The sequence below is a fragment of the Pseudomonas brassicacearum subsp. neoaurantiaca genome (genome assembly GCF_013608025.1).
Classification (GTDB): Bacteria; Pseudomonadota; Gammaproteobacteria; order Pseudomonadales; family Pseudomonadaceae; genus Aquipseudomonas.
The window spans coordinates 132,517-156,064 of record NZ_VDLV01000001.1 but is presented as its reverse complement, the minus strand read 5'-3'; the positions used below and the strand labels follow the sequence as shown (position 1 = coordinate 156,064).

Annotated in this window: 18 protein-coding genes and 1 pseudogene; 12 read left to right on the top strand and 7 right to left on the bottom strand. The window is 61.2% G+C overall.

Annotation, left to right across the window (positions count from 1 at the left end):
* Positions 1-163: 163 nt before the first annotated feature.
* The 10 genes from FHK92_RS00690 to FHK92_RS00645 all read left to right on the top strand — a co-directional run bounded on the left by FHK92_RS00690 (position 164) and on the right by FHK92_RS00645 (position 13,505).
* Complete coding sequence (locus FHK92_RS00690; RefSeq protein ID WP_181286327.1) at positions 164-982, top strand: ABC transporter permease; 819 nt, start codon at positions 164-166, stop codon at positions 980-982.
* Positions 983-1,128: 146 nt separating this feature from the next.
* Positions 1,129-3,576, top strand: coding sequence for a glycosyltransferase (locus FHK92_RS00685; RefSeq protein WP_181286326.1), 2,448 nt, complete (start codon positions 1,129-1,131; stop codon positions 3,574-3,576).
* A gap of 219 nt (positions 3,577-3,795) precedes the next feature.
* On the top strand, positions 3,796-6,204 hold the full coding sequence (locus FHK92_RS00680) for a phospholipid carrier-dependent glycosyltransferase (RefSeq protein WP_219915907.1): 2,409 nt from the start codon (positions 3,796-3,798) through the stop codon (positions 6,202-6,204).
* Between the two features lie 12 nt (positions 6,205-6,216).
* Positions 6,217-7,239 carry a glycosyltransferase family 2 protein gene (locus FHK92_RS00675; RefSeq protein WP_181286325.1) on the top strand — a complete coding sequence of 341 codons (1,023 nt, stop codon included), beginning with the start codon at positions 6,217-6,219 and terminating at the stop codon, positions 7,237-7,239.
* Between the two features lie 110 nt (positions 7,240-7,349).
* Positions 7,350-8,018, top strand: a complete 669-nt coding sequence (locus FHK92_RS00670; protein ID WP_309109589.1) for a class I SAM-dependent methyltransferase — start codon at positions 7,350-7,352, stop codon at positions 8,016-8,018.
* Positions 8,015-8,422, top strand: a complete 408-nt coding sequence (locus FHK92_RS00665; protein ID WP_181286324.1) for a GtrA family protein — start codon at positions 8,015-8,017, stop codon at positions 8,420-8,422. The genes FHK92_RS00670 and FHK92_RS00665 overlap by 4 nt, the downstream gene beginning before the upstream one ends.
* Complete coding sequence (locus FHK92_RS00660) at positions 8,422-9,705, top strand: NAD-dependent epimerase/dehydratase family protein (RefSeq protein ID WP_181286323.1); 1,284 nt, start codon at positions 8,422-8,424, stop codon at positions 9,703-9,705. The genes FHK92_RS00665 and FHK92_RS00660 overlap by 1 nt, the downstream gene beginning before the upstream one ends.
* Positions 9,695-11,281 (top strand): FAD-dependent oxidoreductase, encoded by a 1,587-nt coding sequence (locus FHK92_RS00655; protein ID WP_181286322.1) that lies wholly within the window; start codon positions 9,695-9,697, stop codon positions 11,279-11,281. Before FHK92_RS00660 ends, FHK92_RS00655 begins: the two co-directional genes overlap by 11 nt.
* The gene (gene wecB, locus FHK92_RS00650; RefSeq protein WP_181286321.1) at positions 11,278-12,387 is read left to right on the top strand and encodes a non-hydrolyzing UDP-N-acetylglucosamine 2-epimerase; all 1,110 of its coding nucleotides are present in this window, start codon (positions 11,278-11,280) and stop codon (positions 12,385-12,387) included. The genes FHK92_RS00655 and wecB overlap by 4 nt, the downstream gene beginning before the upstream one ends.
* A complete protein-coding gene (locus tag FHK92_RS00645) occupies positions 12,384-13,505 on the top strand; it encodes a glycosyl transferase (protein ID WP_258232528.1) in 1,122 nt (373 codons plus the stop codon). The genes wecB and FHK92_RS00645 overlap by 4 nt, the downstream gene beginning before the upstream one ends.
* A 1-nt stretch (position 13,506) precedes the next feature.
* On the opposite strand, the gene metC is transcribed toward FHK92_RS00645, so the two are convergent.
* From metC to FHK92_RS00615, 6 genes are read right to left on the bottom strand one after another with little or no spacing between them, the layout of a single operon-like run.
* Positions 13,507-16,254, bottom strand: coding sequence for a cystathionine beta-lyase (gene metC, locus FHK92_RS00640; RefSeq protein ID WP_181286319.1), 2,748 nt, complete (start codon positions 16,252-16,254; stop codon positions 13,507-13,509).
* A 46-nt stretch (positions 16,255-16,300) separates the two neighbouring features.
* On the bottom strand, positions 16,301-16,900 hold the full coding sequence (locus FHK92_RS00635) for a cysteine dioxygenase family protein (RefSeq protein WP_181286318.1): 600 nt from the start codon (positions 16,898-16,900) through the stop codon (positions 16,301-16,303).
* A 28-nt stretch (positions 16,901-16,928) separates the two neighbouring features.
* Positions 16,929-17,765 (bottom strand): amino acid ABC transporter ATP-binding protein, encoded by an 837-nt coding sequence (locus tag FHK92_RS00630; protein ID WP_181286317.1) that lies wholly within the window; start codon positions 17,763-17,765, stop codon positions 16,929-16,931.
* A complete protein-coding gene (locus FHK92_RS00625; RefSeq protein WP_181286316.1) occupies positions 17,752-18,540 on the bottom strand; it encodes an amino acid ABC transporter permease in 789 nt (262 codons plus the stop codon). The genes FHK92_RS00630 and FHK92_RS00625 overlap by 14 nt, the downstream gene beginning before the upstream one ends.
* Positions 18,530-19,264, bottom strand: a complete 735-nt coding sequence (locus tag FHK92_RS00620; protein WP_181286315.1) for an amino acid ABC transporter permease — start codon at positions 19,262-19,264, stop codon at positions 18,530-18,532. Before FHK92_RS00620 ends, FHK92_RS00625 begins: the two co-directional genes overlap by 11 nt.
* 57 nt (positions 19,265-19,321) lie before the next feature.
* Positions 19,322-20,164 (bottom strand): transporter substrate-binding domain-containing protein, encoded by an 843-nt coding sequence (locus tag FHK92_RS00615; protein ID WP_181286314.1) that lies wholly within the window; start codon positions 20,162-20,164, stop codon positions 19,322-19,324.
* A gap of 243 nt (positions 20,165-20,407) precedes the next feature.
* On the opposite strand from FHK92_RS00615, the gene FHK92_RS00610 reads away from it, so the two are divergent.
* The gene (locus FHK92_RS00610; protein ID WP_181286313.1) at positions 20,408-21,259 is read left to right on the top strand and encodes a LysR substrate-binding domain-containing protein; all 852 of its coding nucleotides are present in this window, start codon (positions 20,408-20,410) and stop codon (positions 21,257-21,259) included.
* A gap of 37 nt (positions 21,260-21,296) precedes the next feature.
* On the opposite strand, the pseudogene FHK92_RS27685 reads toward FHK92_RS00610, so the two are convergent.
* Positions 21,297-21,401, bottom strand: a pseudogene (locus FHK92_RS27685) (LysR substrate-binding domain-containing protein); the annotation flags it as partial.
* A 197-nt stretch (positions 21,402-21,598) separates the two neighbouring features.
* Between FHK92_RS27685 and FHK92_RS00605 the strand changes: the two are divergent.
* Positions 21,599-23,542 (top strand): sigma-54-dependent Fis family transcriptional regulator, encoded by a 1,944-nt coding sequence (locus tag FHK92_RS00605; RefSeq protein ID WP_181286312.1) that lies wholly within the window; start codon positions 21,599-21,601, stop codon positions 23,540-23,542.
* Positions 23,543-23,548 lie beyond the last annotated feature (6 nt).

Below are 23,548 nucleotides of genomic sequence, written 5' to 3'. Positions count from 1 at the left end.
AACCACGACATTCTGCGGCGCTACTGAATCCGTCCTTCGTTGGGCCTTGCGGATGAGTTAAGCACAGATGGGATAAAAAACTTGGAATGAAGCCAACTTGGTCTACCCTCCGTGAGGATGCGACCCAAGGAGCATCCGAATATCGCCTCAAGGATCAGCAACAATGCAGTCGTTCAACACGTCCCCCGCCGCCATGATCAAGAGTGTCCTGGTCAATCGAATGTTGATCTATGTGTTGATCCGCCGGGAAGTCATCGGTCGCTACAAAGGGTCGATGCTCGGTATCTTATGGTCGTTCTTCACGCCCGCGTTCATGCTGGTGGTCTACACGTTCGTGTTCAGTGTCGTGTTCAAGGCCCGCTGGTCGGGCGGCGGTGAATCCAAGAGCGAATTCGCCCTGGTGCTGTTCGCTGGGTTGCTGGTGTTCAATCTGTTTTCCGAATGCATGAACCGTGCGCCCGGCCTGGTGCTGGCCAATACCAACTACGTCAAGAAAATCGTCTTCCCGCTGGAGACCCTGCCCCTGGTGTCCCTCGGCGCGGCGCTGTTCCACATGGCTGTCAGCGTCGTGGCCTGGCTGATCTTTTATGTCGTGCTGTTCGGCATCCCTCCGGTAACCGTTCTGCTCCTCCCGCTGGTGCTTTTTCCATTGGTGCTCCTGACACTGGGGATTTCCTGGTTTCTCGCTTCGATAAGCGTCTACCTGCGGGATATCGGCCAGTTCATCGGCATTGTCATCACGGCGATGCTATTCCTCTCACCGATTTTTTATCCGCTTTCGACACTTCCGCAAAGCTATCAGAGCGTCTTGCAGGCAAACCCGCTGACGCTGCCGGTGGAAATGGTGCGCGATGTGCTGTTCTGGGGCAGACCGCCGCAATGGGATCAATGGGCTACTTACTCGGCGATCGCCGCGCTGATCGCCTGCGCCGGGTTTGCCTGGTTCCAGAGGACCCGCAAAGGCTTTGCCGATGTCATATGAGCCTGCTGGCGTGGCGCGCTTGGCAACAGCCGCTATGATGATTCATGGCACGGCTGGAGCCGGTGCCTGTCTGGTGATTGAAGTCGACAACGATCCTGGAATCCCTGGGGTGCGTTGCCGTAATGACCAAAGGACCGAAAGCACGCATGGACCCAATCAACCGTCTTGTTGATCGCATCGACCAACTGACTCGCTCGACACGATCCAGATCCATTGAAGCCTTGCAATTGGTCAAGGAAATCGAGAATCGAGATCGACTGATCAAACAACTGAACCTTGATTCCAGGGCGCTTCGCACGCGCGTTTCACTTCAAGAAGATGACACCCGGCGGCTGCGCGGACAATTGCAGGCAGCCGAACAGCGCCTCAAGGACGCTGAGGCACAGCTCAAGGTCAAAGAAAGCGAGGCTGTCGCGCTTTCCGACTGGGCGGTGGACTTGCGCGCCCAACTGGCGAAAAAGCAAGCTGAGCTGCTCAAGCTGTCCGACTGGAGCAGCAGCATCGAGCGCGCACCGTTGCGGTATTCGATTCGCAAGAGTCTGTATCGGTTATCGCGTCGAATCTACGCCTGGTTGCCACTCACCGTGCAGCAGAAAGGCAAGTTGACGCGTCGGATTCGAAGTTGGTTGAAGCCTCGCAGGGCAGTGCCTGGCGAATCAACGGCGCCAGCAAGCTTCACCCCGTTGCAGTACCTGTTGCCGTCGGTAAACGTTGCCGTGCCATCTTGCCCAGGGCTGCCGATGCTCCTGATGTTCGGCGTCATCGACTGGCACTTCCGGATCCAGCGCCCACAAAACCTGGCCAAGGAGCTGGCCCGGGCGGGGCAAACGACCCTCTATATCTCGAACAACTTTATCGACGATGATGCCCCCGGCTTCGAAGTAGAGCCGCTGGAAGGTTCCAACCGGCTGTTCCAGATCCGTTTCAAAGTGGCCGGCGCGCCAGCCATTTATCATGCCCCGCCTTCGGCCGCCGCGATCAGCCAGTTGCACGAAGGCCTGGCCATGCTCCTGCAATGGGCGAACGCCGGTCCTTTGGACTGCATCGTCCAGCACGCCTACTGGTTCCCACTGGCAAGGCGCGTCCCCAACGCCACGTTGGTCTATGACTGCATGGACCATCACGAAGGCTTCGGCAACGTCGCCCAGGAACTGCTTGACCTTGAGATCGCCTTGATGCGCAGGGCCGACCTGCTGGTGGCGACATCCGATTGGATCGAACAACACGGCAAGCGCGAAAACCGCAACGTGGAAGTGATCCGCAATGCCTGTGAGTTCAGCTTCTTCAGTCAACGCCCGGATAAAATCTACCGGGACTTCGCCAACAGGAAAATCATCGGCTACTACGGCGTCATTGCCGAATGGTTCGATCTGGACCTGGTCAAGCAGGTCGCCCAGACATTCCCGCAGCACCTGGTCCTGTTGATCGGCAGCGATACCGTCCAGGCGAAAAGATTCTTCAAGGCCTGCCCGAACGTGGTGCTGGAGGGCGAGGTTCCGTACGCCTCCCTGCCCTATTATCTCCATGCAATGGACGTCTGCCTGCTGCCGTTCAGGATCACGCCGTTGACCCTCGCTACCAACCCGGTCAAGGTCTATGAATACCTGAGCGCGGGAAAACCGGTGGTGTCGGTGAAACTGCCGGAGTTGAGCCAGTTCGGCACGCTGGTCTCGGCGGTTGAGGAGCCTATCGAGTTTCTCTCGGCCATACGCCAGGTCCTGGACACATCGCCAGAAGCCGCCGCAATCCAGGCGCGTCAATCGTTCGCCCAAGGCCAGACCTGGCGGCATCGAGCCGCCCACTTGCGCCAAGCCATCGCGGCACTGCCGCTGCCCAAGGTCAGCGTCGTGGTGCTGACCTATAACAACGTTGAACTGACCAAGGCCTGCCTCGACAGCCTGCTGACCCAGAGCCAGTACCCCAACCTTGAAATCATCGTCGTCGATAATCACTCCAGCGATCAGACCCCAGCCTACCTCACCGCCTGGGCCGACGGGCATCCAGACCGGATCGTCATCCTCAACCGCGATAACAAGGGATTCGCCGCCGGCAACAACATAGGCCTCGCAGCGGCCACTGGCGATTATCTGGTCATCCTGAACAACGACACCGTCGTCACCGCCGGTTGGGTCAAGGGCATGATCCATCATCTGCAGGACAACCCGGAAATAGGCATCATCGGCCCCATCACCAACAACATCGGCAATGAAGCCAAGGTCAGCACTCGCTATGACCGGATAGAAGACATGCCCGCCGAAGCCGCGCAAATGACCCGCGCTCGCATGGGCGAATGGTTCGAGATCAATACCCTGGCGTTTTTCTGTGTGATGTTCCCGCGCTCGACCTACGAGCAGATCGGTGGCTTGTGCGAAGAGTACGGCCTGGGGTTCTTCGAGGATGACGATTACTGCCGCCGCGTGCAGCGTCGCGGCATGCGCGCGGCCTGTGCCGAGGACGTCTTCGTTCACCATCACCTGTCCGCTTCGTTCAATACCCTGGGCGCCGGAAAAAGACAGGCGCTTTTCGAGAAGAACCGGGCGATCTACGAGAGCAAGTGGGGGTCATGGGTTCCGCATACGTACCGGGATGTGTGAGCACCCCCTTTGCATGCGCAGTAGATGAATTTGTGGCGAGGGGATTTATCCCCGCTGGGCTGCGAAGCGGCCCTGAATCCAACCACCGCAGCGTGCCAGGTTGGTTGCATTCAGCCTTTTTGGGGCTGCTTCGCTGCCCAACGGGGATAAATCCCCTCGCCACAATGAATCGAACACGCATCCAGCGAACAGCATTGTCCCTTCAGCCGAGACAATAATTTGCCCAGATACAGCCTGAAATACGCAGTGGTGTTGTTGGTTCTGCTGGCGAGTGTGGCGGTCGGCGCCTACGGGTTTTCGACGCTTGAAATGGCGTCCATGAACAGCGGCACCCGGACGATACTGCTGTCCGTGGGAAGCCTGGCTGTCCTCACCGTCTTCACTCGCCGAACACCGTACATCCTCTGCCTGGGTTTACTGGCCTGCTTGTCCATCGTCTGCGCACAGGTGTGGCCGGTGATGGTCGTTACGCTCTTCGCGCTATCTGCTACCCTCCTCGGCAGCTGGATGCTCAGGCAACGAGCCTCGGCCGACAGGAGCATTCACCTGCTGGTAGGAGCAGGTACGCTTGGCACCCTGACAGGCCTGGCGGCCTACTTGCCAATCAATTATCCCGGGCTGTATGGCACGCTGCTGTCATTGCCACTGTTGCTGGGGCGCAACCACCTCATGGCGGTAGGACGCGAACTGCTAGGGCACATCCAGGCCACCCGCTCGGCACAAACACCTGTCCAGACGGCGCTCGACGTGCTGATCTGCAGCTTCGCCTGCCTTTACGTGCTGGTAGCCTTCATGCCCGAGATCGGCCATGACGCCTTGGCGATGCACCTCTTCATCCCTTCCCAACTGGCGCAGCGGCATCAATGGTCGTTCGACGCCAGCACATATGTATGGGCGGTCATGCCCATGCTGGCCGACTGGATCTACAGCATCGTCTACCTGCTGGCCGGCGAAACGGCGTCACGCTTGAGCAACAGCGCATTCACCTTGTTGCTGGCGTGGCAGATCCACAACATGACGCTCTGGGCTGGAGGCTCTGCCACAAGCGCCCGTTGGGCAAGCCTGATCTTTCTCTCGACGCCCCTCGCCTTTGCCGAAAGCAGCAGCTTGCATATCGAGTCAGCGTGGACCGCTTTCATGATGGCCGGGACCCTGGCGATCCTGAAGGTATCCAACTTCACGCCGGATCCCAGGGAGCGCCTGTGGCAATTGCGCCTGGCCGGCGTCTTGCTGGGCTTCGCCATGGCGGCCAAGGCCGTGACCCTGAGCGTGCTGCCGGTCCTGTTGCTGGTCCTGCTGTGGCAGTTCAGGGCCTGGGCTGTTCCAGGCCTCGCCAGGGCGCTGCTGCTCGGCAGTGCCGGCCTGATACTGGCGGGCGCCACCCCTTACGTCTCCGCCGGGTATCTGACCGGTAACCCGGTGTTCCCGTTTTTCAACGCCATTTTCCATTCGCCGCTCTGGCCCAACGTTAACTTCGAACCGCCGGCCACTTTCGGTACAGGGATGACGTGGGACACGCTCTATCGAATGGTCTTCCATTCGCCGCAGTTCATTGAAGGACGAGTCGGCGCGGCAGGCTTTCAGTGGTTGTTGCTGCCTACATCTGCCGTTGCCGTGTTGTTGAGTGGTAACAGAAAGGCGCTGTGCATTCTCCTGGTCGGCGCCGGTGCGATGTTCATGACGTTCCAGTCAACAGCCTATCTGCGTTACGTGTTTCCGTCTTTCGCGCTCTTTTCGGTGATCCTGGCCCTGCCGGTTGCCGGCGACAAGCACGTCCCGCGCAGCCTCGCCCTTTTGGCTGGAGCCTTGTTGATCCTGACCAATACCCGTTTCATCCAGGCCGCGACCTACTATGGAGAAATAAAACCTTCGGCATTGTTGAGCCAGGCAGGTCGGGAGGCCTATCTATTGGAACGCCTGCCCATCCGCAAAATGGTCGACACCGTCAACGCATTGAACATAGGCCATCAACCCGTGGCGGTCTTTGCGCCGCCGTTGATGGCGGGGTTGCAGGCCGATGCCCTTTACGCGTCGTGGTACAACCTAGATTGGAAACACGATTTCGACACGGCGGCCTCTCCATCGGAGCTTGCCCAACGCTTGCGCCAGCGCCACGTCAGCTGGCTGGTGATCGACCTCAAGTCCTTGCCCCAAGTGAAACTCGATCGGCTGCTCACGGTGTCCACGTCGTATACCAGGCTGGGAGACCTGGACCTGCGCAAACTCGATGTCGCGCACTACGAACACCTGCTCAATCCAGACCTGTCCAGCCTTGAAGGCTGGAGCCTGACGTCACCTTCCAGCTATGACCCATCGCACAAGACCCTGACCGTCAACGTCAAGACACCCGCCACACAGCGGGTCGAAGTGACACCGGGGCTGACCTACACCAACAGCGTGTCCGCACGCTGCGCAACGATACCCACCGCAGGAAGAATCCAGGCCAATTGGATGGACGCCCATGGCGATTTCATCGCCGCCAGCATCGAGACGTTTGACTGCACCTCGCAATGGGAGACCCACGAAATGAACGTCGTTGCCCCAGCGAACGCAACCTCCGTGATCATTTATGCCTCCGGCCATACCGACACGCCCCTGGCGTTCAAGTCACTCTCATTCAGGCAATAGCGGGCGATATCGATGAACTCCAAAACAGCGCTTTTCACGGACGAACAACGCGTCGCCGTCGTCATCCCCAGCTATCGGGTCACCGCTCACATCGTCGGTGTCATCGATGCCATAGGGCCAGAAGTCTGGCGCATCTACGTCATTGATGACGCCTGCCCGGATGGCTCAGGCGGACATGTCCTGGCCTCCTGTAACGACACTCGGGTCAAGGTGCTGCCCCATGACATCAACCAAGGCGTGGGCGGCGCCGTCATGACCGGCTATCGAGCTGCCCTCGCCGACGGTGCCAGTATCATCGTCAAAGTCGACGGGGACGGCCAGATGGACCCGACCCTGATCCCGCTTTTCATCGAACCGATCCTGGCCGGTGAAGCCGACTACACCAAGGGCAACCGGTTTTTCGATCTGGAAGAAGTCCAATCGATGCCGCGGCTGCGCCTGTTCGGCAACGCGGTATTGTCGCTGATGGCCAAACTGTCGACCGGTTACTGGGACCTGTTCGACCCCACCAACGGCTACACGGCGATCCACCGTGACGTCGCCAGGCTGTTGCCCCTGGACAAGGTCAGCCAGCGCTATTTTTTCGAGACCGACATCCTGTTCCGCCTGAATACCTTGCGTGCCGTGGTGGTGGATATTCCGATGCAAGCCCGCTATGGCGATGAAGTCAGCCATCTCAAGATTTCGAAGATCATCGGCGAATTTCTGTTCAAGCACTTGCGCAATTTCATCAAGCGCGTGCTCTACAACTACTACCTGCGCGACATGTCCCTGGCTTCGATCGAGCTGCCAATCGGGATCCTCATGTTCGTGTTTGGCGTCTTCTTCGGCAGTTATCACTGGTACGACTCGGCGCAGAACGGCGTCGCCACGCCGGCCGGCACCGTGATGCTCAGCGCACTGCCCATGCTCATGGGGTTGCAACTGATCATGGCGTTCCTCGGTTACGACATCGCCTCGGTACCCAGCAGGCCGCGGCATTCCAGGCGCGGCAGAGCCACGTCATTACGGGAAGAAAACTCATTAAAACACTGAGAGATCTTTTATCGGACCCATCCCTTGATGGGCTGGATGTCGACGGCGTCGAGCGCCTCGAACTTCACGGCAGAGTGCTTGGCCGCAAGCGGATGCTTCGGGAAGTCTTCGTGGAGTTCCACCACGCGTTTCATCGCCTGGCGAACCGCTATTTCGAGGTAGACGGCCTTGAGGTGGAGCTGGGGGCGGGCATCGCGCCCATGCGCAACTCATATCCGAAAGTACTGGCCACCGACATTGTCCGCACCGAACAACTGGACATGGCGCTCAATGCCGAAGCAATGGACCTTGGCGATCGTTCGGTCCGGGCATTTTATGGCCAGAATTGTTTCCATCATTTCCCTCATCCCGATCGCTTTTTCACGGAACTGGAACGAACGATCAAGATCGGCGGGGGCGCCATTTTGATCGAGCCGTTCCATGGTCCCTTTGCCGCGTTCCTCTATCGGCGTCTATTCAAGTCCGAAGGCTTCGACATGCATTTTCCCTCTTGGGAAACGCCGTCGACCGGCCCCATGAACGGCGCCAACCAGGCCCTCAGCTACATCGTCTTCGTGCGCGACAGGCAAATATTCGAGCGCAAGCACCCTGGCCTGGAAATCGTCCATCAGGAGATATGCGGCAATTATCTGCGCTACCTGATTTCCGGTGGCCTGAACTTTCGCCAGTTGTTACCGGACGCGCTGATCCCCGTGCTCAAAGTCATCGAAAAACTGCTGCATCCGTTGCGGCGGGTATTGGCGCTGCATCACATCGTGGTGCTCAGGAGGACGTCTTGACCTTTATCAGGTACGGCGCCATCCAACTAATGGCCTATGCGTTGGACATGGGTGCCTTTTTGCTCTTGATCGCGCTTTTCGACGGTCACCCCGTCCTGGCCAACATCGCCGGCAAAGTCACCGCCGGCGTGTTCGCATTTTTTCTGCATCGACACTTCACGTTCCAATCGACCCACGGCAGCGGCAAAGCCCAAGCGGTGCGCTACTTCGCACTGCTCGCCATCAACATCCCGGTCGCTTCGGCACTGTTCAGCGTGGGACTGTATTTCCTCGACAGCCCTGCCCCGGTGAAATTGATCTGCGACGTGGTCTGCGTAGCCCTGACCTACTGGATCAGCAAGCTGTTCGTGTTTCATTCCAACACGCGCCCGCCCGTTTCCGCTGACCGCGCGGAGGGCGCTTGATGAAACTGGTGATTACCGGCGCGACCGGCTACGTCGGACAACGTTTGGCAGCCCTCGCGGCAGCCAGCGGACACGAGGTCATTTGCGCCACGCGCCAGCCATGCCCTGCCCCTTACACCTGGCTTCCCTATGACCTGCGGGGCCCGGGCCTCGATTTACCCGTTGGCACCCAGGCGCTGATCCATTTGGCGGCCAACACCTCGAGCGCGGTCCACACCAGCCCGGACGACGAAGTCGAGGCCGCCCAGGCACTGCTTCGTTGCGCCCAGCAAGGCACGGCCAAGTTCATCTTCATCTCCAGTCAGACCGCCGAGGCCACAGCCCCCAATGTCTATGGCCGGACAAAGTGGCGTATCGAACAACGGGTACTCACCGCCGGCGGCACCGTGATCCGCCCCGGCCAAGTGTATGGCGGTCCCGAGCGCGGGCTCTTTGGCCTGTTGTCCGGGATGGTTCGGCGAAGCCCTTTCATACCGATCCTCATGCCTGCGCCTTGCGTGCAACCGATTCACGTCGATGACCTCGCGGCCTCGATACTGGCGATTGCCGAGCGGGACGATATGCGGGCCGAAACCCTCAACCTGGGCGCCGTGCAGCCCATCGCGTTTGACCGATTCCTGATGTCGATTGCAACGCACCGGGTCCGTACCACTCGCCTGGCGATCCCGGTGCCAGTGGTATTGCTCAGGCTGTTGCGGCGGTCACTCGGCCAGTCGTTGAGTACGAAAGTGGGCTTGGAGCGACTTTTTTCCCTGATCCAACTACCGCCCATGGACAGCGAGCACTCCCTGCAAAGAATCGGCATCCCGCTGCGCCCCCTCGCCTACGGCATGCATCGTTCCGGCCATGGTCAACGTCGAAGCCTTCTTCAAGAAGCTGCGGTGCTCTTGGGCTACCTGCTCAAAAGCCCGCCACAAAAAACCCTGGTCCGTCGTTATGCGAGGGCACTGGAGCGAGCGGGCAAACGGTATCCCATCATCCAATCACGCCTGCTGATGCGCTGGCCGATATTCCTCGCACTTCTCGACAACCCAGGCATCCTGCTCAAGCCCGACGGCCAGGAGCTGGCCTGGCGCCTGCAGGTTGCACTCGGTATCGCCGAAGCCAGCCGCCAGGGTGCGCAGGTGTTTCTCGGCGACCAGCAGCCGCGAAGCCTGGTCGCCACGCTGGTTGCGCTGGGATTGACTGCGGCCAAGGCGCTGGTATGGAAGCTGGCGGCGTTGGCGTGCCGTCCCTTTGCCCGCCAGCTAATGCTTGAAAGTGAAACCCGGCATGGCGCCTGAATTCGACGTCATCATTGTCGGCAGCGGTCCGGCGGGGACTTCAGCTGCCTATCCGTTGGTCAAGGCGGGCCTGAGAATCCTTATGGTCGATGCCCAGGCCGATGCGGGGGCACCGGTGCTGCCAAGCCGTCCATTTCTGGACGCCAGGGCCAACGACGAGCATCAGTGGAAGTGGATGATCGGCGAAGACTTCCACGCCTTGGACCAACTGGACGCGGTATCGCCCAAGCTGAAGACACCGACCCATGCCCATGTGTTCGAGGGGTTCAGCAACGGTAACCGCATCGAGACCGATAACTTTATCGGTATCGGCTCACTCGCAACCGGAGGCCTGTCCAATGCCTGGGGCTGCGGTGTAGCCACGCTCGGTGCCGAAAATTTTGCCGGGCTGCCCATCGATTATTCCGAGATGCAGGCGTCTTACGAAACCGTCGCTCGCCGAATCGGTATCAGCGGTCGGAGCGCCGATGACCTGTCGAGCTATTTCGGCCTCGATGAGTGGTCACAACCGCCCCTGCCGTTGGACGCCTTGCATCAGCGCCTGCTCGACCGATACACCCGGCGCCGGCCGGTATTTCCCGACCTGGGGTTTCGCCTTGGCCGCTCCAGAGTGGCCGTCCTGAGCCAGCCCCTGGACGAGCGCAAGGCCTGCGATCTGTCTGGAAACTGCTTGTGGGGCTGCCACAACCAGGCCTTGTACAGCGCCTCGCAAGAGCTGAGCAAACTCAAGCAATACCCCGGTTTCCAGCACGTCCAGGATTTTCTGGTGGACGATCTGCTGAAACAGGACGGTTCATGGGTGATCAGCGATCGTCGCTCCGCCCGGCGGTTTTGCGCCACGCGCCTGCTGCTGGCGGCGGGCACCCTCGCCTCGACCCGGCTCGCCCTCAAGCACCTGAACCATTCGGCCCCGATACCATTGCTGTCATCGCCAACGGCGGCTTTCCTGCTGTGGCTGCCAAAGATGCTCGGCACCCCAAGGGTGCCAACCTTTGGCCTGGGACAGCTTTCGTTCACCCTGGAGCTGTCGTCCAGTACCACGGCCTTTGGTTCGACGTTCAGTACCACTGGCTTGCCGATGAGCGAGTTTGTCAGCCGGATTCCCTTGGGCAAACGCTACAGCATCGAACTGCTTAGAAATCTGCTCTGTGCCTGCCTTGTAGGCAACATTTTCCTGCCCGGGCATCTGTCCTATAACACGGCGCGCCTGCGCACCGATGGTTCGTTGAGCGTCACCGGCCAGGTGCATCCCGAGCTGCCCGGGTTCATGAAGGCTGCCGAGGCAAAGCTACGGCAGATCTATTGGAAAATGGGCGCGCTGTTGATGCCCAGGAGCTTCACCCTCGGCAGGCCGGGAGCGGATATCCATTACGCGGGAACCCTGCCCATGCACTCGATGCCCAAGGTCGGACAGACCGATAGCCTGGGCGAAGTCGCAGGCCTTGGCGGCGTGCACATTGTCGACGGGGCCTGCCTGCCCAGCCTGACCGAAAAGTCCCACACGCTGACACTCATGGCCAACGCGGACCGGATAGCCCGCTCACTTGCCACAACGATAGGAAATCAAAAGGCATGACTCGCAAGGTACTTTGCATCGTCGGTACACGCCCGGAGGCCATCAAGATGGCCCCGGTGATCAAGGCACTCCAAGCCGAAAGACACATCGATTGCCGGGTGCTCGCCACCGCCCAGCACCGACGCCTGCTGGACCAGATTCTCGAGGGCTTCGCAATCACGGCCGACCTGGACCTGGACATCATGCGGCCCAACCAGTCGTTGACGACATTGACCTCACGCTTGCTGCTTGAACTCGACGGCGTACTGCAATCAGAGAAACCGGCCGTCGTACTGGCTCAAGGCGACACGACCACGGTCATGTGTGCCGCACTGGCGTGTTTTTACCTGCGGATTCCCTTTGGCCACGTCGAAGCGGGCTTGCGGACCGGCGATTTCTGCAACCCGTTTCCCGAAGAGGCCAACCGGGTGATCGCCAGCAAACTGACCCGCTGGCATTTCGCGCCCACCCAGCGCGCCGTGGACAACCTGCTGCACGAAGGCGTCGCCGACAGCGATATCACGCTGACCGGAAACACAGTGATCGATGCCTTGTTGATGACCGCCAAACAAGACTCAGCCTTGGCGATCCCACTGGATGCCAGCAAACGCCTGGTGCTGGTGACCGCCCATCGACGGGAGAACTTCGGCGAACCGTTCCAGAACATTTGCCAGGCGCTCAAGTGCCTGGCCGAACGGAACCCGGACATCCAGATTCTCTATCCCGTCCACCCCAATCCGAACGTCAAGGATGTCGCGCATCGCCTGCTCGGCCAGACCCCGAACATCCTGCTCTGCGCACCACTGGACTATGCGCCGTTCATCACGGCTATGAAGCGCGCGTATCTGATCATCAGTGACTCCGGCGGCGTGCAGGAGGAAGCGCCAGCCCTGGGCAAACCTGTGCTGGTACTGCGGGAGGAAACCGAACGCCCGGAGGCAGTCGACCTCGGCGTGGTCAGGCTGGTCGGTGCCAACCAGGACACCATCGTCGAACAGGCCCAGCGCTTGCTCGATGACCCACAGGCTTATCGAGACATGGCTCGCGGGGTATCGCCCTATGGCGATGGCAAGGCTGCGGCACGTATCGTCGATGTGTTAAGGCAGTACTTCCAATCATGCGAATGATCTATCTGTCGCCGGTGCCATGGGCCAGCTTCAGCCAGCGCCCCCATCACTTCGTCGACTGGTATCACCACCAGACCGGGGCGCCGGTACTCTGGATCGACCCGTATCCGACGCGCTTACCGACGCTGAGCGATCTCAAGCGCAAGTCGCCTGTCGCCGGCCAACAAAACGTCAGCGTTCCATCCTGGTTGCAGGTCCGTAAGCCCCCCAGCCTACCCATCGAGCCCCTGCCGGGATCGGCCATTTTGCTTAAGCGGCTATGGCACAACCTGTTCAGGGAGGTCGCAGTATTTTGCGCAGAAAAGCCCTGCAGGGTGTGCGTCGCAAAACCCTCCGAATTGGCCTTGCAACTGCTGGCGCTCGTCCCTGAAAACCATGCCATCTACGATGCCATGGATGATTTCCCGGCGTTTTACCAAGGCCTGTCGCGCAGGTCCATGGAGCGTCGCCAGGCACAGCTCATCCAACGAGTGGACAAAGTATTGGCATCCTCAAGCCCACTTCGCGACAAGCTCCTGGGCATGACCGACCAGGTGGGACTGGCCCTCAATGCCTGCGACATGAACACACTGGCGCCAGTCCAAAGCCTGGACCTGGGCGCCAAACACCAGGTGCTCGGCTATGTCGGCACGCTGGGGCGTTGGTTCGACTGGGACCTGGTCATCGCGCTGGCGCAGGCCAACCCCGGAAACCCGATCCGGCTGATCGGCCCCCTTTTTACCCCTGCGCCTCGCGGATTGCCCGCCAACATCGAGTTGCTCCCCGAGTGCTCCCACGCCGCCGCGATCGCCGCCATGGCGACGTTTTCGGTTGGCCTGATTCCTTTCAAGCGCAACCGCCTCACCGCCTCGGTCGACCCCATCAAATACTACGAGTACCGCGCCCTCGGCCTGCCGGTCATCTCGACCCGCTTCGGTGAAATGGCCCTGCGCGACCGGGAGCCGGGCGTTTGGATCGTGGACAAAGACACTGATCTGCGTAAGGCCGCCGTTGAAGCGCTGGCCAGTCGAAGTGATCCTTCGGCTGTTGAGCAGTTTCGCGAAGCGCATCGCTGGGCTCGGCGTTTTTCGGCGATAAACCTCACGTATTCCTCCGTGGAAAAACCGAAAGTGTCGTAGCTCAACCAGCGGCTGCAAACCCCCGCTGCAAATCCTCGATCAATACCCCGACGTCCTCCAACCCGACATGCAACCGGACCACCGGATTCAACGCCCGGTCCTCGGCACTGTTCCGATCCTGGGTGTCAGCGACCGTCACCAGGCTCTCGAACCCGCCCCAGGACGCCCCCAACCCGAACACCTGCAAAGCGTCGATGAAGCGTTCCAGGCAAGCGTCGTCCTTCTCGCGGAGCTCGAAGGACAGCAACCCGTTGCTGCCCTTGAAATCCCGTTGCCACAACCTGTGACCGGGATGCTCGGGCAGTGCCGGATGGAAGACCCGCTTGACCTGCGGTTGCGCCTGCAACCAATGGGCGATCTCCAATGCCTGGCGCTCATGCGTCTCCAGGCGTGGAGCCAGGGTACGGGCGCCGCGCAGGACCAGGTAAGCGTCATCCGGGCTGACGGTATTGCCGAAGGTGTCACTCATGGCCGCGAGTGCCGGCCACGCCTCCTGCCGTGTGCAAACGCTGCCCATCACCACGTCGCTATGGCCACCCAGGTATTTGGTCAGGGCCATGATCGAGATGTCGGCGCCCAACGCCAGTGGCCGGTACAGCACGCCCGAGCCCCAGGTGTTGTCCACGGCCAGCAAGATGCCGCGGGATTTGCAGAGTGCGGCGATGGCTGGCAAGTCGCATAGCTCGTACAACAGTGAGCCGGGCACTTCGGTGTAGACCATCTTGGTGTTGGCTCGCAGCCGTCCGAGCAGGTCGCTGCCGTCGGGAGCGAAGTACTCGACCGCTACGCCGAAGGCTTCGAGGAAATCCCGTGCCACGCGCCGTACCGGGGCATAGACCGCATCGGTGATCAGCACATGATCGCCGGGCCGCAGGTAGGCCAGGAAGGTTTGCGCCACGGCGGCCAACCCGGTGCCGAACAGCCGGGTGCGATAGCCACCCTCCAATTCAGTGACGAGGTCTTCCAGTGCGAAGGCCGTCGGATTGCCACGGGCGCCATACGTCAGGACGCGCTCGCTGTCGCGCCGGGAACGGGCGTCACGCATCTGTGCGAGGTTGTCGAACAGCACCGTGCTCAAACGGCTGACCGGTACGTTGACGGTTCTGGCACCGCTGCCCTTTTCGGCGCGCGCGCCATGGATCAGACGGGTGCGAAGTCGTTCATCGACAGCGCCTAGAAGCGGTCCGTGCAATGGCTTGAGGCTGGCGATTTCATCGGCACTCATCTGCGCCAGCAAGCCGATCTCCCAAGCCAGGTATTGGCGCGCTGCATCCTTGTTACCCGCGTGACGGTCGTGGGTAAAAAACAGAAAATCGATGCACTGTTCATCCGGCAGCGTGTCCACGCCTTCTCGTAGCGACAGGCCCGCCGAACGCCAGGCATCAGGGCCGCCCTCCAGCAAGCGGACTTGCGCGTGCGGTAGCTCCAGTGCCGCCAACGCCGCCAGCCGAGGGTCATCGGCCACCAGCACCAGTGGCCGCTGCTCCCCCGCCAGCGCACGCGACAGTAATGGCCGGATCGACCAGCGCGCCCCGGCAATATGCCCGTGGCGATACGCCCGACTCGAACGCAGGTCGATCAAGGCCACCGCGTCATCCTTCAGGGCATCGGCCAAGGCCTGCACGCTGATCAGCGGCAGCCTTTCAGGCGTGACGATAGCTGGAGCCGGCAAAACCAAGCCACTACTCAACCCATCTGATAGGACAAAAGCCTGGTGCCCCAGTTGCCGCAGCCAACTGGCGATGATCGGTGCACGCACACCGTCGTGGTCGAACAGCACCACCCGCGCCTGGCGCACCCCCACATACAGATCGGTGGATTGGATCAACTGCCCGCCCGGGGTGTGTTGCGCGCCCGGCAACGTGCCGGCGGCGAACTCCTCGGCGGTGCGCACATCGCAGAGAAACAGACTGCGCCCGGCGTCCGCTGCCCACCGCTCGACCTCGGCAGCCCCGACGGCAGGCACCCCAGCCCGCGCGGCCAGTCGTGTCGCCGCCAAGCGCTGTTCCGGCAACGTGCTGCCCGACACCTCTTCGGCATACCGACGCTCGCTGCCATGTTCCAGCTGGAAATCTTCCAGGTCCCAGCCTTGCGTACCGTTCTCCAGGGCATAGATCGGGTTTTTCAAACCCAGGTCGATCAGTGTCTGGGCACCGATGATGCTGCGGGTCCGGCCGGCGCAGTTGACCACGATGGGGGTTTGTTCGTCCGCTACCAAGTCGCGCACGCGGTAGCCCAATTCACCATTCGGGCAACAGATCGAACCGGGAATGGTCATCTTGCGATACTCCTCCAGCGGTCGGCCGTCGAGGATCACCAGCGGTTCACCCTCGGCTTGCCATTGCGCCAGTTGGCGGGCAGTGACGTGAGGGGTGTGACGCACCGCTTCCACCTGCTCGCCAAACGCCTTGGAGGGCACATGCACACCGGCGAACAGCTGATAGCCGGCGGCCTGCCAGCCATCGGCGCCGCCCGCCAGGATGTGCACGTTCACGTAATCCAATGCCCGCAGGCGTTGCGCCGCGCGCACTGCGAGGTCTGTGCCATCCTGGTCATGAACAACCAACCGAACCTTGGGGTTGGGTGCCAGCCGCCGAGCGTCCAGCTCCAGGCGGCTATAGGGCAGGTTCACCGCGAAAAACAGATGGGTTTCGCCATACTGGCCGTGCTCGCGCACATCAAACAGGGCGATTTCCTGCCCGTCGAACAACCACTGTTGCAGTTGCTGGGGAGTTACGGTCTGGCTCATGGGAGTCCCGCCGGAAGAAATGGATGACTGGAATTCAAGGGCGGCGTCAGTGGGCATAGGCCTTGATCGACGGTGCCATTTGCGAGGCGTTGTAATTGAGGATGCGCCCGTCCGCTTCAACGCCGTAACGGCCGTTGAGCGATTCCAGCGGCAAGCCATAGAGATGGAAATGCAGGGTCGGTTGCTCGCCGGCCACGCGGATTCCATGCACGTCCTCGCCCAGAAATGCGATGGACGTTCCCGGCTGCACGACGACTTCTTTTTCCAAGTGCAACGTGGTGTAGCCCGGCTCGGGACCTTCATCATCGCGCCGATAGACATAGTTGATTTCCTGGCCTTCGACGGCGCTGATGATCGCCCACGTCTCATGGTTGTGAGGGATCGTGCTTTTGCCTGGCAACAGCGAATTGAGGTAAAGGGTCGGGGTGTCGCCATCGTCATTGAGGCGATAGCGGAACGCCGTGCTGCCCTGCCCTGGAACCGGCGCGGGGAACGCGTCGAAGTTGAACAGGTCACGGCGCTCGGCCAGGCCTTCCAGGAGGGCAACGATCTCTTCCAAGGCCGCGCGATCCACACCGCGCTGGTGGATCACGCGCACTGTCTGCAGGAAGTCTTCGATGACATCGGGACGCTTGAAAATACTCATGGGGCGGGCTCCTTGCTTAACGGAAAAGTCAGACGGACAGGCTGTAGCGACTCAGGTTGGTCAACAGGTACGGATCAGCGGCGATAGGCGGTCGCCGCCCCGGATCACCCAGGGCATGGCGCAGAAACTCCCGGGTGCGCTCGCTGGTGGGGTGCTGGAAAATCCGCGCGGCGCTGCCGTGCTCGACGATCACACCGTTCTCGGTGAAATAGACGATGTCGCTGATTTCCTCGGCGAAGCGCATCTCGTGGGTCACCAACACACAGGTCATGCCCTCTTCGGTCAACTCGCGGATCACTGTCAGCACCTCGCCGACGGTTTCCGGGTCCAGGGCCGAGGTCACTTCATCGAACAGAATCAGCTCCGGACGCATCGCCAGGGCACGGGCGATCGCCACCCGTTGTTGCTGGCCGCCCGACAGCTGCCCCGGATAGGCATCCGCCTTGTGTTCCATGCGCACCTTGGCGAGCAAGGCGCGGGCGTCTTTCTCGGCGTCGGCTCGATGGCGGCCCAAGACCTTTCGCGGCGCGATCACCAGGTTCTCCAGCACCGACAGATGCGGGAACAGGTTGTACTGCTGGAACACGAACCCCACGCGCTTGCGCAGCTCGATGCGCTGGGCCTCATGGGCTAGGGTGTGGACCTCGGTGGCACCGACGCGAATGCTGCCCTTTTGGGGCTGCAACAGGCCGGTGACGCAACGCAGGATCGTCGACTTGCCCGAGCCGGACGGGCCGATGATCGACACGGCCTCGCCACGGCGCACGTCCAGGTCGATGCCCTTGAGCACCGAGTTGCCGCCGAACGAAAGGTGCAGGTCGCGCAGGCGGACCAAGGGCTCGGCGACGGTTTCAATAGAAGGCATAACGTCGCTCCAGGTATTGGGTGAGGCGGGAAATCGGATAGCAATAGGCAAAGAACAGCACCAGCAGGCTCAGGTAGATCAGCACGGTGAACCCGGTCAGGCTCACGGTGTTGCTGGCGATCTGCGCGGTGTCGATCGCGTCATGCACGCCCACTAGCGAGGCCAGCGCAGTGCCCATGGTGATCACTGCGTAGAGGTTCATCCATGGCGGCAACATGCGCTTGAAGCACTGCGGCAGAATGATCGAGCGGAAGATCTGCCCACGGCTGAACGCGAGGGACCGCGCGGCTTCCCATTGAGTGCTGGGGATCGAGGCGATGGCGCCACGGAAGATCTCCGCGACATTGGCGCTGGCCGGCAGGGCCAGGCCAAGCGTGACCTTGACCCAGTCGGGGAACGCGACATAGGCACTGCCGATACGAATCTCGAACGGGAACACATAGGTGGTGAAATAGATCAGCACCAGCCAAGGCGCGTTGCGAAAGACCTGCACCCAGAGCCGCGCCGGCCAGCGCAGCAGGCGCAGAGGCGACAGCACCATGGCACCGACCAGCAGCCCCGCCACGGAGCCCGACCCGATGGCCAACAGGCTGATCAGAATGTTCTGGCCGAACCCGGCGGCCAAGGCGGGAGCCCACTGCAGCAAAGCCTTGAACACTGGGCTGTGTTGCGCGAAATACACCAGCCCGCACAACGCGCCCATCCCCAGTAGCAACTTGCCGACATGGCGACGCGGCCAAGCCCGGGGCAGGACGACGGACGAATCAATGGCCATAGCCGGGCATCCTCAGGCGCGCTTCGAGCCAGCGCCCCACGCAATTGACGGTGAAACTCAGCAGGCCGAAAAACCCCAGGATCACGATCATCAACTCCAGCACGTTATCGCTCTGGGTCCAGATCATGATGGCCGCGTAGGTGATGTCGCCCACGGCGATGGCCGAGGCCACCGCGGTCATCTTCACCAGGTCGATCAGGTTATTGATCAGTGCCGGCAAGGCGAAACGCAGGGCCAATGGCAGTTGAACGTTCCATAACAATTGACGGGGGTTGAACGCCAGCGAACTGGCCGCCTCCAGCGTCACCGTGGGTACGGCTTCGATGCCAGCCCGCAGTGCCTCGGCGTGGAACGCGCCCTTGTGCAGCGAGATCACGATCACCACCCAGGCAAAGGGTGTCAGCGGGTTGGCCGCGCCGACGGCCTCGGTCAGCAGCATATTCAACACCAGGAACGCGCAGTACAGCTGCACCAGGGTCGGTGTGTTGCGGGTGACTTCGACAAACACCCGCGCAGGCCCCGTGAGCCAGGGCTTGCCCGAGGTCAACATCGCCGCCAGGCCGACGCCCGCCAGCAGGCTGCCGACGATGGTCAGCAGGCACAACAGCAAGGTGGTCAACGCGCCCTGCCCCAGCGCGCCGCGCTGATAGGCATCGAGCAAAAACTGATAGTTGAGGCCGAGCCCGGCGCTCCAGTGGACGAATTGCTCCAGCCAAGGGGTCATGGGCGATTACCTTGAGCGTCGGGGTGGGTCGTTGGGAGGGAGGCAGGCACGAGGATCTCAGGCGCCGTTGGCCTGGAACTGCTTCTGCAATTCCACCAGGGCCGGTGATGCCGGGGTAATGCGGTGGCGGGTCTGGGCGTCGATCAGCCAGCCGCTGCGGTGCAATTGCTGGATGATCGGGTCGAGCTTGGCCTGGGTGTCGCTTTCGCCTTTGCGCGTCCAGACCACCGAGGGCGCCGGGTTCAACTCCGGACTCAGGGCGCGGTAGCCCTGCCATTCGGCGTTATCGGCAACCAGCGGATTGATCAGCGTGGCGTCGTGTACAGCAGCGACGCAATTGTTGCCCCGCAGTGCCAGGAGCGATTCCGAGGAACTCTTGAAGGCCTTGATCTCGACGCCCAGCTCGATGAGCGGCTTGATGTAGCTGCTGCCCTGGGAAATGCAGACCGGTTGATTCTTCAAGTCTTCCCAGCGGCTGATCTTGCTGTCCTTGAGCACTGCCGCAGTGCCGCCGACGCGGTAGAACGGCGTGGGCACGAAGCCGAGGATTTCACCGCGCTCGGCGGTCCATTCCATGTTGGCAATCAGCAGGTCGACCTTGCCCTGCTGCAAGAACTGCACGCGGTTGGCGGGAAGCACCGGCACCAACTGCACTTCGGCGCCGAGTTGCCGGCCCAGTTCCTGGGCGAGATCGACATTGAAGCCGCGAGGTTTCTGGGTAGCGGGATCGATACCGCCGAACGGTCCACCGGACAACAACACGCCCACCACCAACGTGTGGCGTTGTTCGATCTTGTCCAGCGTGGCATCGGCATGGACAAGGCTGACGGTCGACAACGAGACCAAGGCGCCCAGCAGGACAGGCAGCAAGCGTTTTATGGGTGAGCGCTCAAGTGACATGGAAATTCCCCTCATGGATGATCGGCGTACCCCGACCTGATGAGTGGGCATCCTAGGTACCGCCCGAAGCCAACGGAAATTCAAATATCTAATATCGTTATAACTCGCCAGGTTTGGTTTCCTAACGAAAAACGAATAACCCCATTTGCATGGGCCTGAATGACATATCGAGCGGAAGCAGTGCACGCATTATATAAAGTTCTGTAATGTTTAGCCTTTCAGCCTTGATATGAAGCGATGACCATGTCGACCTTGGATCTCGAATTACTGCGCACCTTCATCGCCGTGGTCGATCATCACAGCTTTGCCGAAGCAGGCATCCAACTGGCCCGCACGCAATCTTCAGTCACCCAGCATATGCAACGCCTGGAACAACAGGCCGGGGTCACGCTGTTCGAAAAACGCGGGAGGCAAAAACAGCTCACCGAAGCGGGCCAGCAATTGCTACGGCATGCGCGGCAGATGCTTTCGCTCAATGACGACGCGCTCAATTCCCTGCGCGAAAGCAGCCTCAGCGGCGTGTTGCGCATCGGCTCGCCCCACGACATAGCCGATACCATCCTGCCGCCGATTCTCAGCCACATCGCCCGCTCGGCTCCGCGCCTGCGCCTTGAGATCGATGTTGGCCGCAGCCCCTTCCTGATGGACGACCTGCATCGGGGCAAAGTCGACATGGTGATTTCCACGCGCCAGGACCCGAACCTGGAAGGCTTCGCCTTGCGCACCTCGCCGGTGTGGTGGATCTGTTCGGCGCAGTACCTCCACAATCCCGGCGAACCCCTGCCATTGATCCTGGTGGATGAGCCGAGCATCTATCGGCGCTACGCCCTGGAGGCCCTCGAACGCGCCAATATTCCATGGCGCCAGGCCTACCTGGCCTCGAACCTTATTGGCATCAAGGCGGCCACCCGCGCCGGCCTGGGCGTCACGCCCCGCAGCATGGAAATGCTCGGCCCGGACATGCGCGTGCTGGGTGAAAACGATGGACTGCCACGGCTGCCGGATGTGACGTATTACCTATGGATCCGGCCCAATACCGTCAATGCGCTGGTGCGCCGGGCTTATGAGCTGATCAGGAACAATCAGGGGCACTGAGACGTCGGTCGTCACTGCCCAAGGGAACCCTGATCAGTCAATACGCGAAGCCCTGCCCCAACTCACTTTCCATCCACGCCAGGAAACGTCGCACGCGAGGGAAATTGGAGTGGGCCTTGGGAAACACCAGATGCATCGCGGATCAATCGACCTGCGACATCGTCCGGGCGTTGAAAACATTTTTGAGGAGGTGACGAAGCGCGATCCCAACCGGCAATACAACGGTGAAAACTTGCGCGCCAGCGTCTATGGTAGTTATCTGCAACGCAGAGACCATCCCCTAATAACAAGATTGCCGTGAAAGCCCTGCGCGGGCGTCACGCCCGATGGGAGCCTTTCATGACCCTGCACAGCGCGCAGCCGATCCCCAGCGAACTGGCGGCCTTCGTCAACGATCATTTTGCCGGACGCGGCCTGAAGCCCGATGGCGTCATTGCGCGGTCCTGGTACCGCAGCGTCGTGGAGCACCGGCTCGACCCCGGCGCGGCGAGCCGCAAGAACATCCTCAGCGCCGAGGACATCCGTCGTCATCAGGAACAGCACCAGCAGTATCTTTCCATCGCCAGCCAGGGCGTCAGCGGTCTGGCCCGGCGCGTGGTGCCCGCCGGCTTTGCCGTGCTGCTGAGCGACGAGCGCGGCATCACCCTGGATTCGCGATTGCCTGACCAGCACGATATCTATACCCAATCAGGGCTGGTGGTGGGTGCGCAGTGGGAGGAATCGGTGGTGGGCACCAATGGCATTGGCACCACGCTGGCAGCCGCGCAACCGTTGATCATTCATCGGGAAGAGCATTTCCTGGCGGCCAATTTCAGCCTGAGCTGTTCGGTGGCGCCCATCTTCGATGCCCAGGGCTTGCTGCGCGGCTGCTTGAATGCGACTTGCATGAACAGCGCGGGACCTCGGGAAAGCCAATACCTGACGCTGCAACTGGTGATCATGTACGCGCGCCTGATCGAGAATGCGCATTTTCGCCAGAGCTACCGCGACCGCTTGACCTTGTCCTTGAAACCCCTCGACGAAATTGCCGACCTGGCCAATGAACAGTTGTTGGCTCTCGATGAAAGCGGTCGCATCATCGGCGCCAACCGTGCCGCATTTGTTGCCTGGGACCTGGCTGAGGGGCCGGCATTGCTGGGCATAGCCATCGATCGCCTCCTTCCCACCACAATGGATGAGTTGCTCAAACTCACCAACGGAGGCGCCCAAGGCGTGCGGTTGCGTGGTCTTCGGGACGAAGCGTTGCTGGAGGTCGGCCTGCGAATACCCTCTCAACAGCACCGCCCGCGCCCCATCGCCCGCCCTGCCCTTGACGCTCATCCGGACCTGCAGCAACTCGCCGGCCTCGACCCCCAACTGCAGCAGAGCGTCCGGCGGGTGCGCAAGGTGATCGACAAAGGCATCCCGATCTTGATTACCGGCGAGACCGGCACCGGCAAGGAAGCCTTTGCCCGCGCGATCCATCACGCCAGCCAACGTCGCGCCGGGCCTTTCGTCGCACTCAACTGTGCCGCCATCCCGGAGACCCTTATCGAGAGCGAGCTGTTCGGCTATCGCGCCGGCAGCTTTACCGGCGCGAACCGAAAAGGCATGAAGGGCAAATTGGAACTGGCGAATGGCGGCACGCTGTTTCTCGATGAGATCGGCGACATGCCCGCCCATCTGCAGACCCGCTTGCTGAGGGTGCTGGCGGAGCGGGAAATCGCGCCGCTGGGGGCTGAAGTGCCGGTGACGCTGGACGTCCAGGTGATATCGGCGACTCACCAGGACCTGCCGACCATGATCGGCGAGAAGCGCTTTCGCGAAGACCTGTTCTATCGTCTCGCCGGCATGAACCTGGCATTGCCCGCCCTGCGCGAACGCAGTGACCGCGCCGCGCTGATCGAGCAGTTGCTCGCGGCCCAGGACGAAACTCGCGCGCTACGCCTCAAAGCAGATGCCCGCCAATGCCTGCTCGATTACCACTGGCCTGGCAATATCCGCCAACTCCTCAACAGCCTGCGCTACGCGGTGGCCCTGGCTGAAAACGGCGTCATCGACCTGGACTGTTTGCCCAGCGAAGTGCTGATGCCACAGAGGCTGGCACTGCCCGCCTACACCCAACCGGTGTCCGGCAACCTGGGCGAACAGTTGGGCGACGAAGAGTCCCGTTGCCTGCTCGCGACCTTGCGCCAGCATCGCTGGAACATCAGTGCCGCCGCCACCGACCTGGGCATCTCTCGCTCCACGCTGTACCGCAAGATGAAAAAGCACGGCGTCGTCGCGCCCAACGACCAGTTCTGATACGTC

Bases quoted from the DNA above. Each gene is read 5' to 3' on its own strand.
- FHK92_RS00660 (WP_181286323.1), top strand. From the start codon at position 8,422: ATGAAACTGGTGATTACCGGCGCGACCGGCTACGTCGGACAACGTTTG.
- FHK92_RS00690 (WP_181286327.1), top strand. From the start codon at position 164: ATGCAGTCGTTCAACACGTCCCCCGCCGCCATGATCAAGAGTGTCCTG.
- FHK92_RS00645 (WP_258232528.1), top strand. From the start codon at position 12,384: ATGATCTATCTGTCGCCGGTGCCATGGGCCAGCTTCAGCCAGCGCCCC.
- metC (WP_181286319.1), bottom strand. From the start codon at position 16,254: ATGAGCCAGACCGTAACTCCCCAGCAACTGCAACAGTGGTTGTTCGAC.
- FHK92_RS00655 (WP_181286322.1), top strand. From the start codon at position 9,695: ATGGCGCCTGAATTCGACGTCATCATTGTCGGCAGCGGTCCGGCGGGG.
- FHK92_RS00620 (WP_181286315.1), bottom strand. From the start codon at position 19,264: ATGACCCCTTGGCTGGAGCAATTCGTCCACTGGAGCGCCGGGCTCGGC.
- FHK92_RS00635 (WP_181286318.1), bottom strand. From the start codon at position 16,900: ATGAGTATTTTCAAGCGTCCCGATGTCATCGAAGACTTCCTGCAGACA.
- FHK92_RS00675 (WP_181286325.1), top strand. From the start codon at position 6,217: ATGAACTCCAAAACAGCGCTTTTCACGGACGAACAACGCGTCGCCGTC.
- FHK92_RS00615 (WP_181286314.1), bottom strand. From the start codon at position 20,164: ATGTCACTTGAGCGCTCACCCATAAAACGCTTGCTGCCTGTCCTGCTG.
- FHK92_RS00685 (WP_181286326.1), top strand. From the start codon at position 1,129: ATGGACCCAATCAACCGTCTTGTTGATCGCATCGACCAACTGACTCGC.
- FHK92_RS00625 (WP_181286316.1), bottom strand. From the start codon at position 18,540: ATGGCCATTGATTCGTCCGTCGTCCTGCCCCGGGCTTGGCCGCGTCGC.
- FHK92_RS00610 (WP_181286313.1), top strand. From the start codon at position 20,408: ATGTCGACCTTGGATCTCGAATTACTGCGCACCTTCATCGCCGTGGTC.
- wecB (WP_181286321.1), top strand. From the start codon at position 11,278: ATGACTCGCAAGGTACTTTGCATCGTCGGTACACGCCCGGAGGCCATC.
- FHK92_RS00605 (WP_181286312.1), top strand. From the start codon at position 21,599: ATGACCCTGCACAGCGCGCAGCCGATCCCCAGCGAACTGGCGGCCTTC.
- FHK92_RS00630 (WP_181286317.1), bottom strand. From the start codon at position 17,765: ATGCCTTCTATTGAAACCGTCGCCGAGCCCTTGGTCCGCCTGCGCGAC.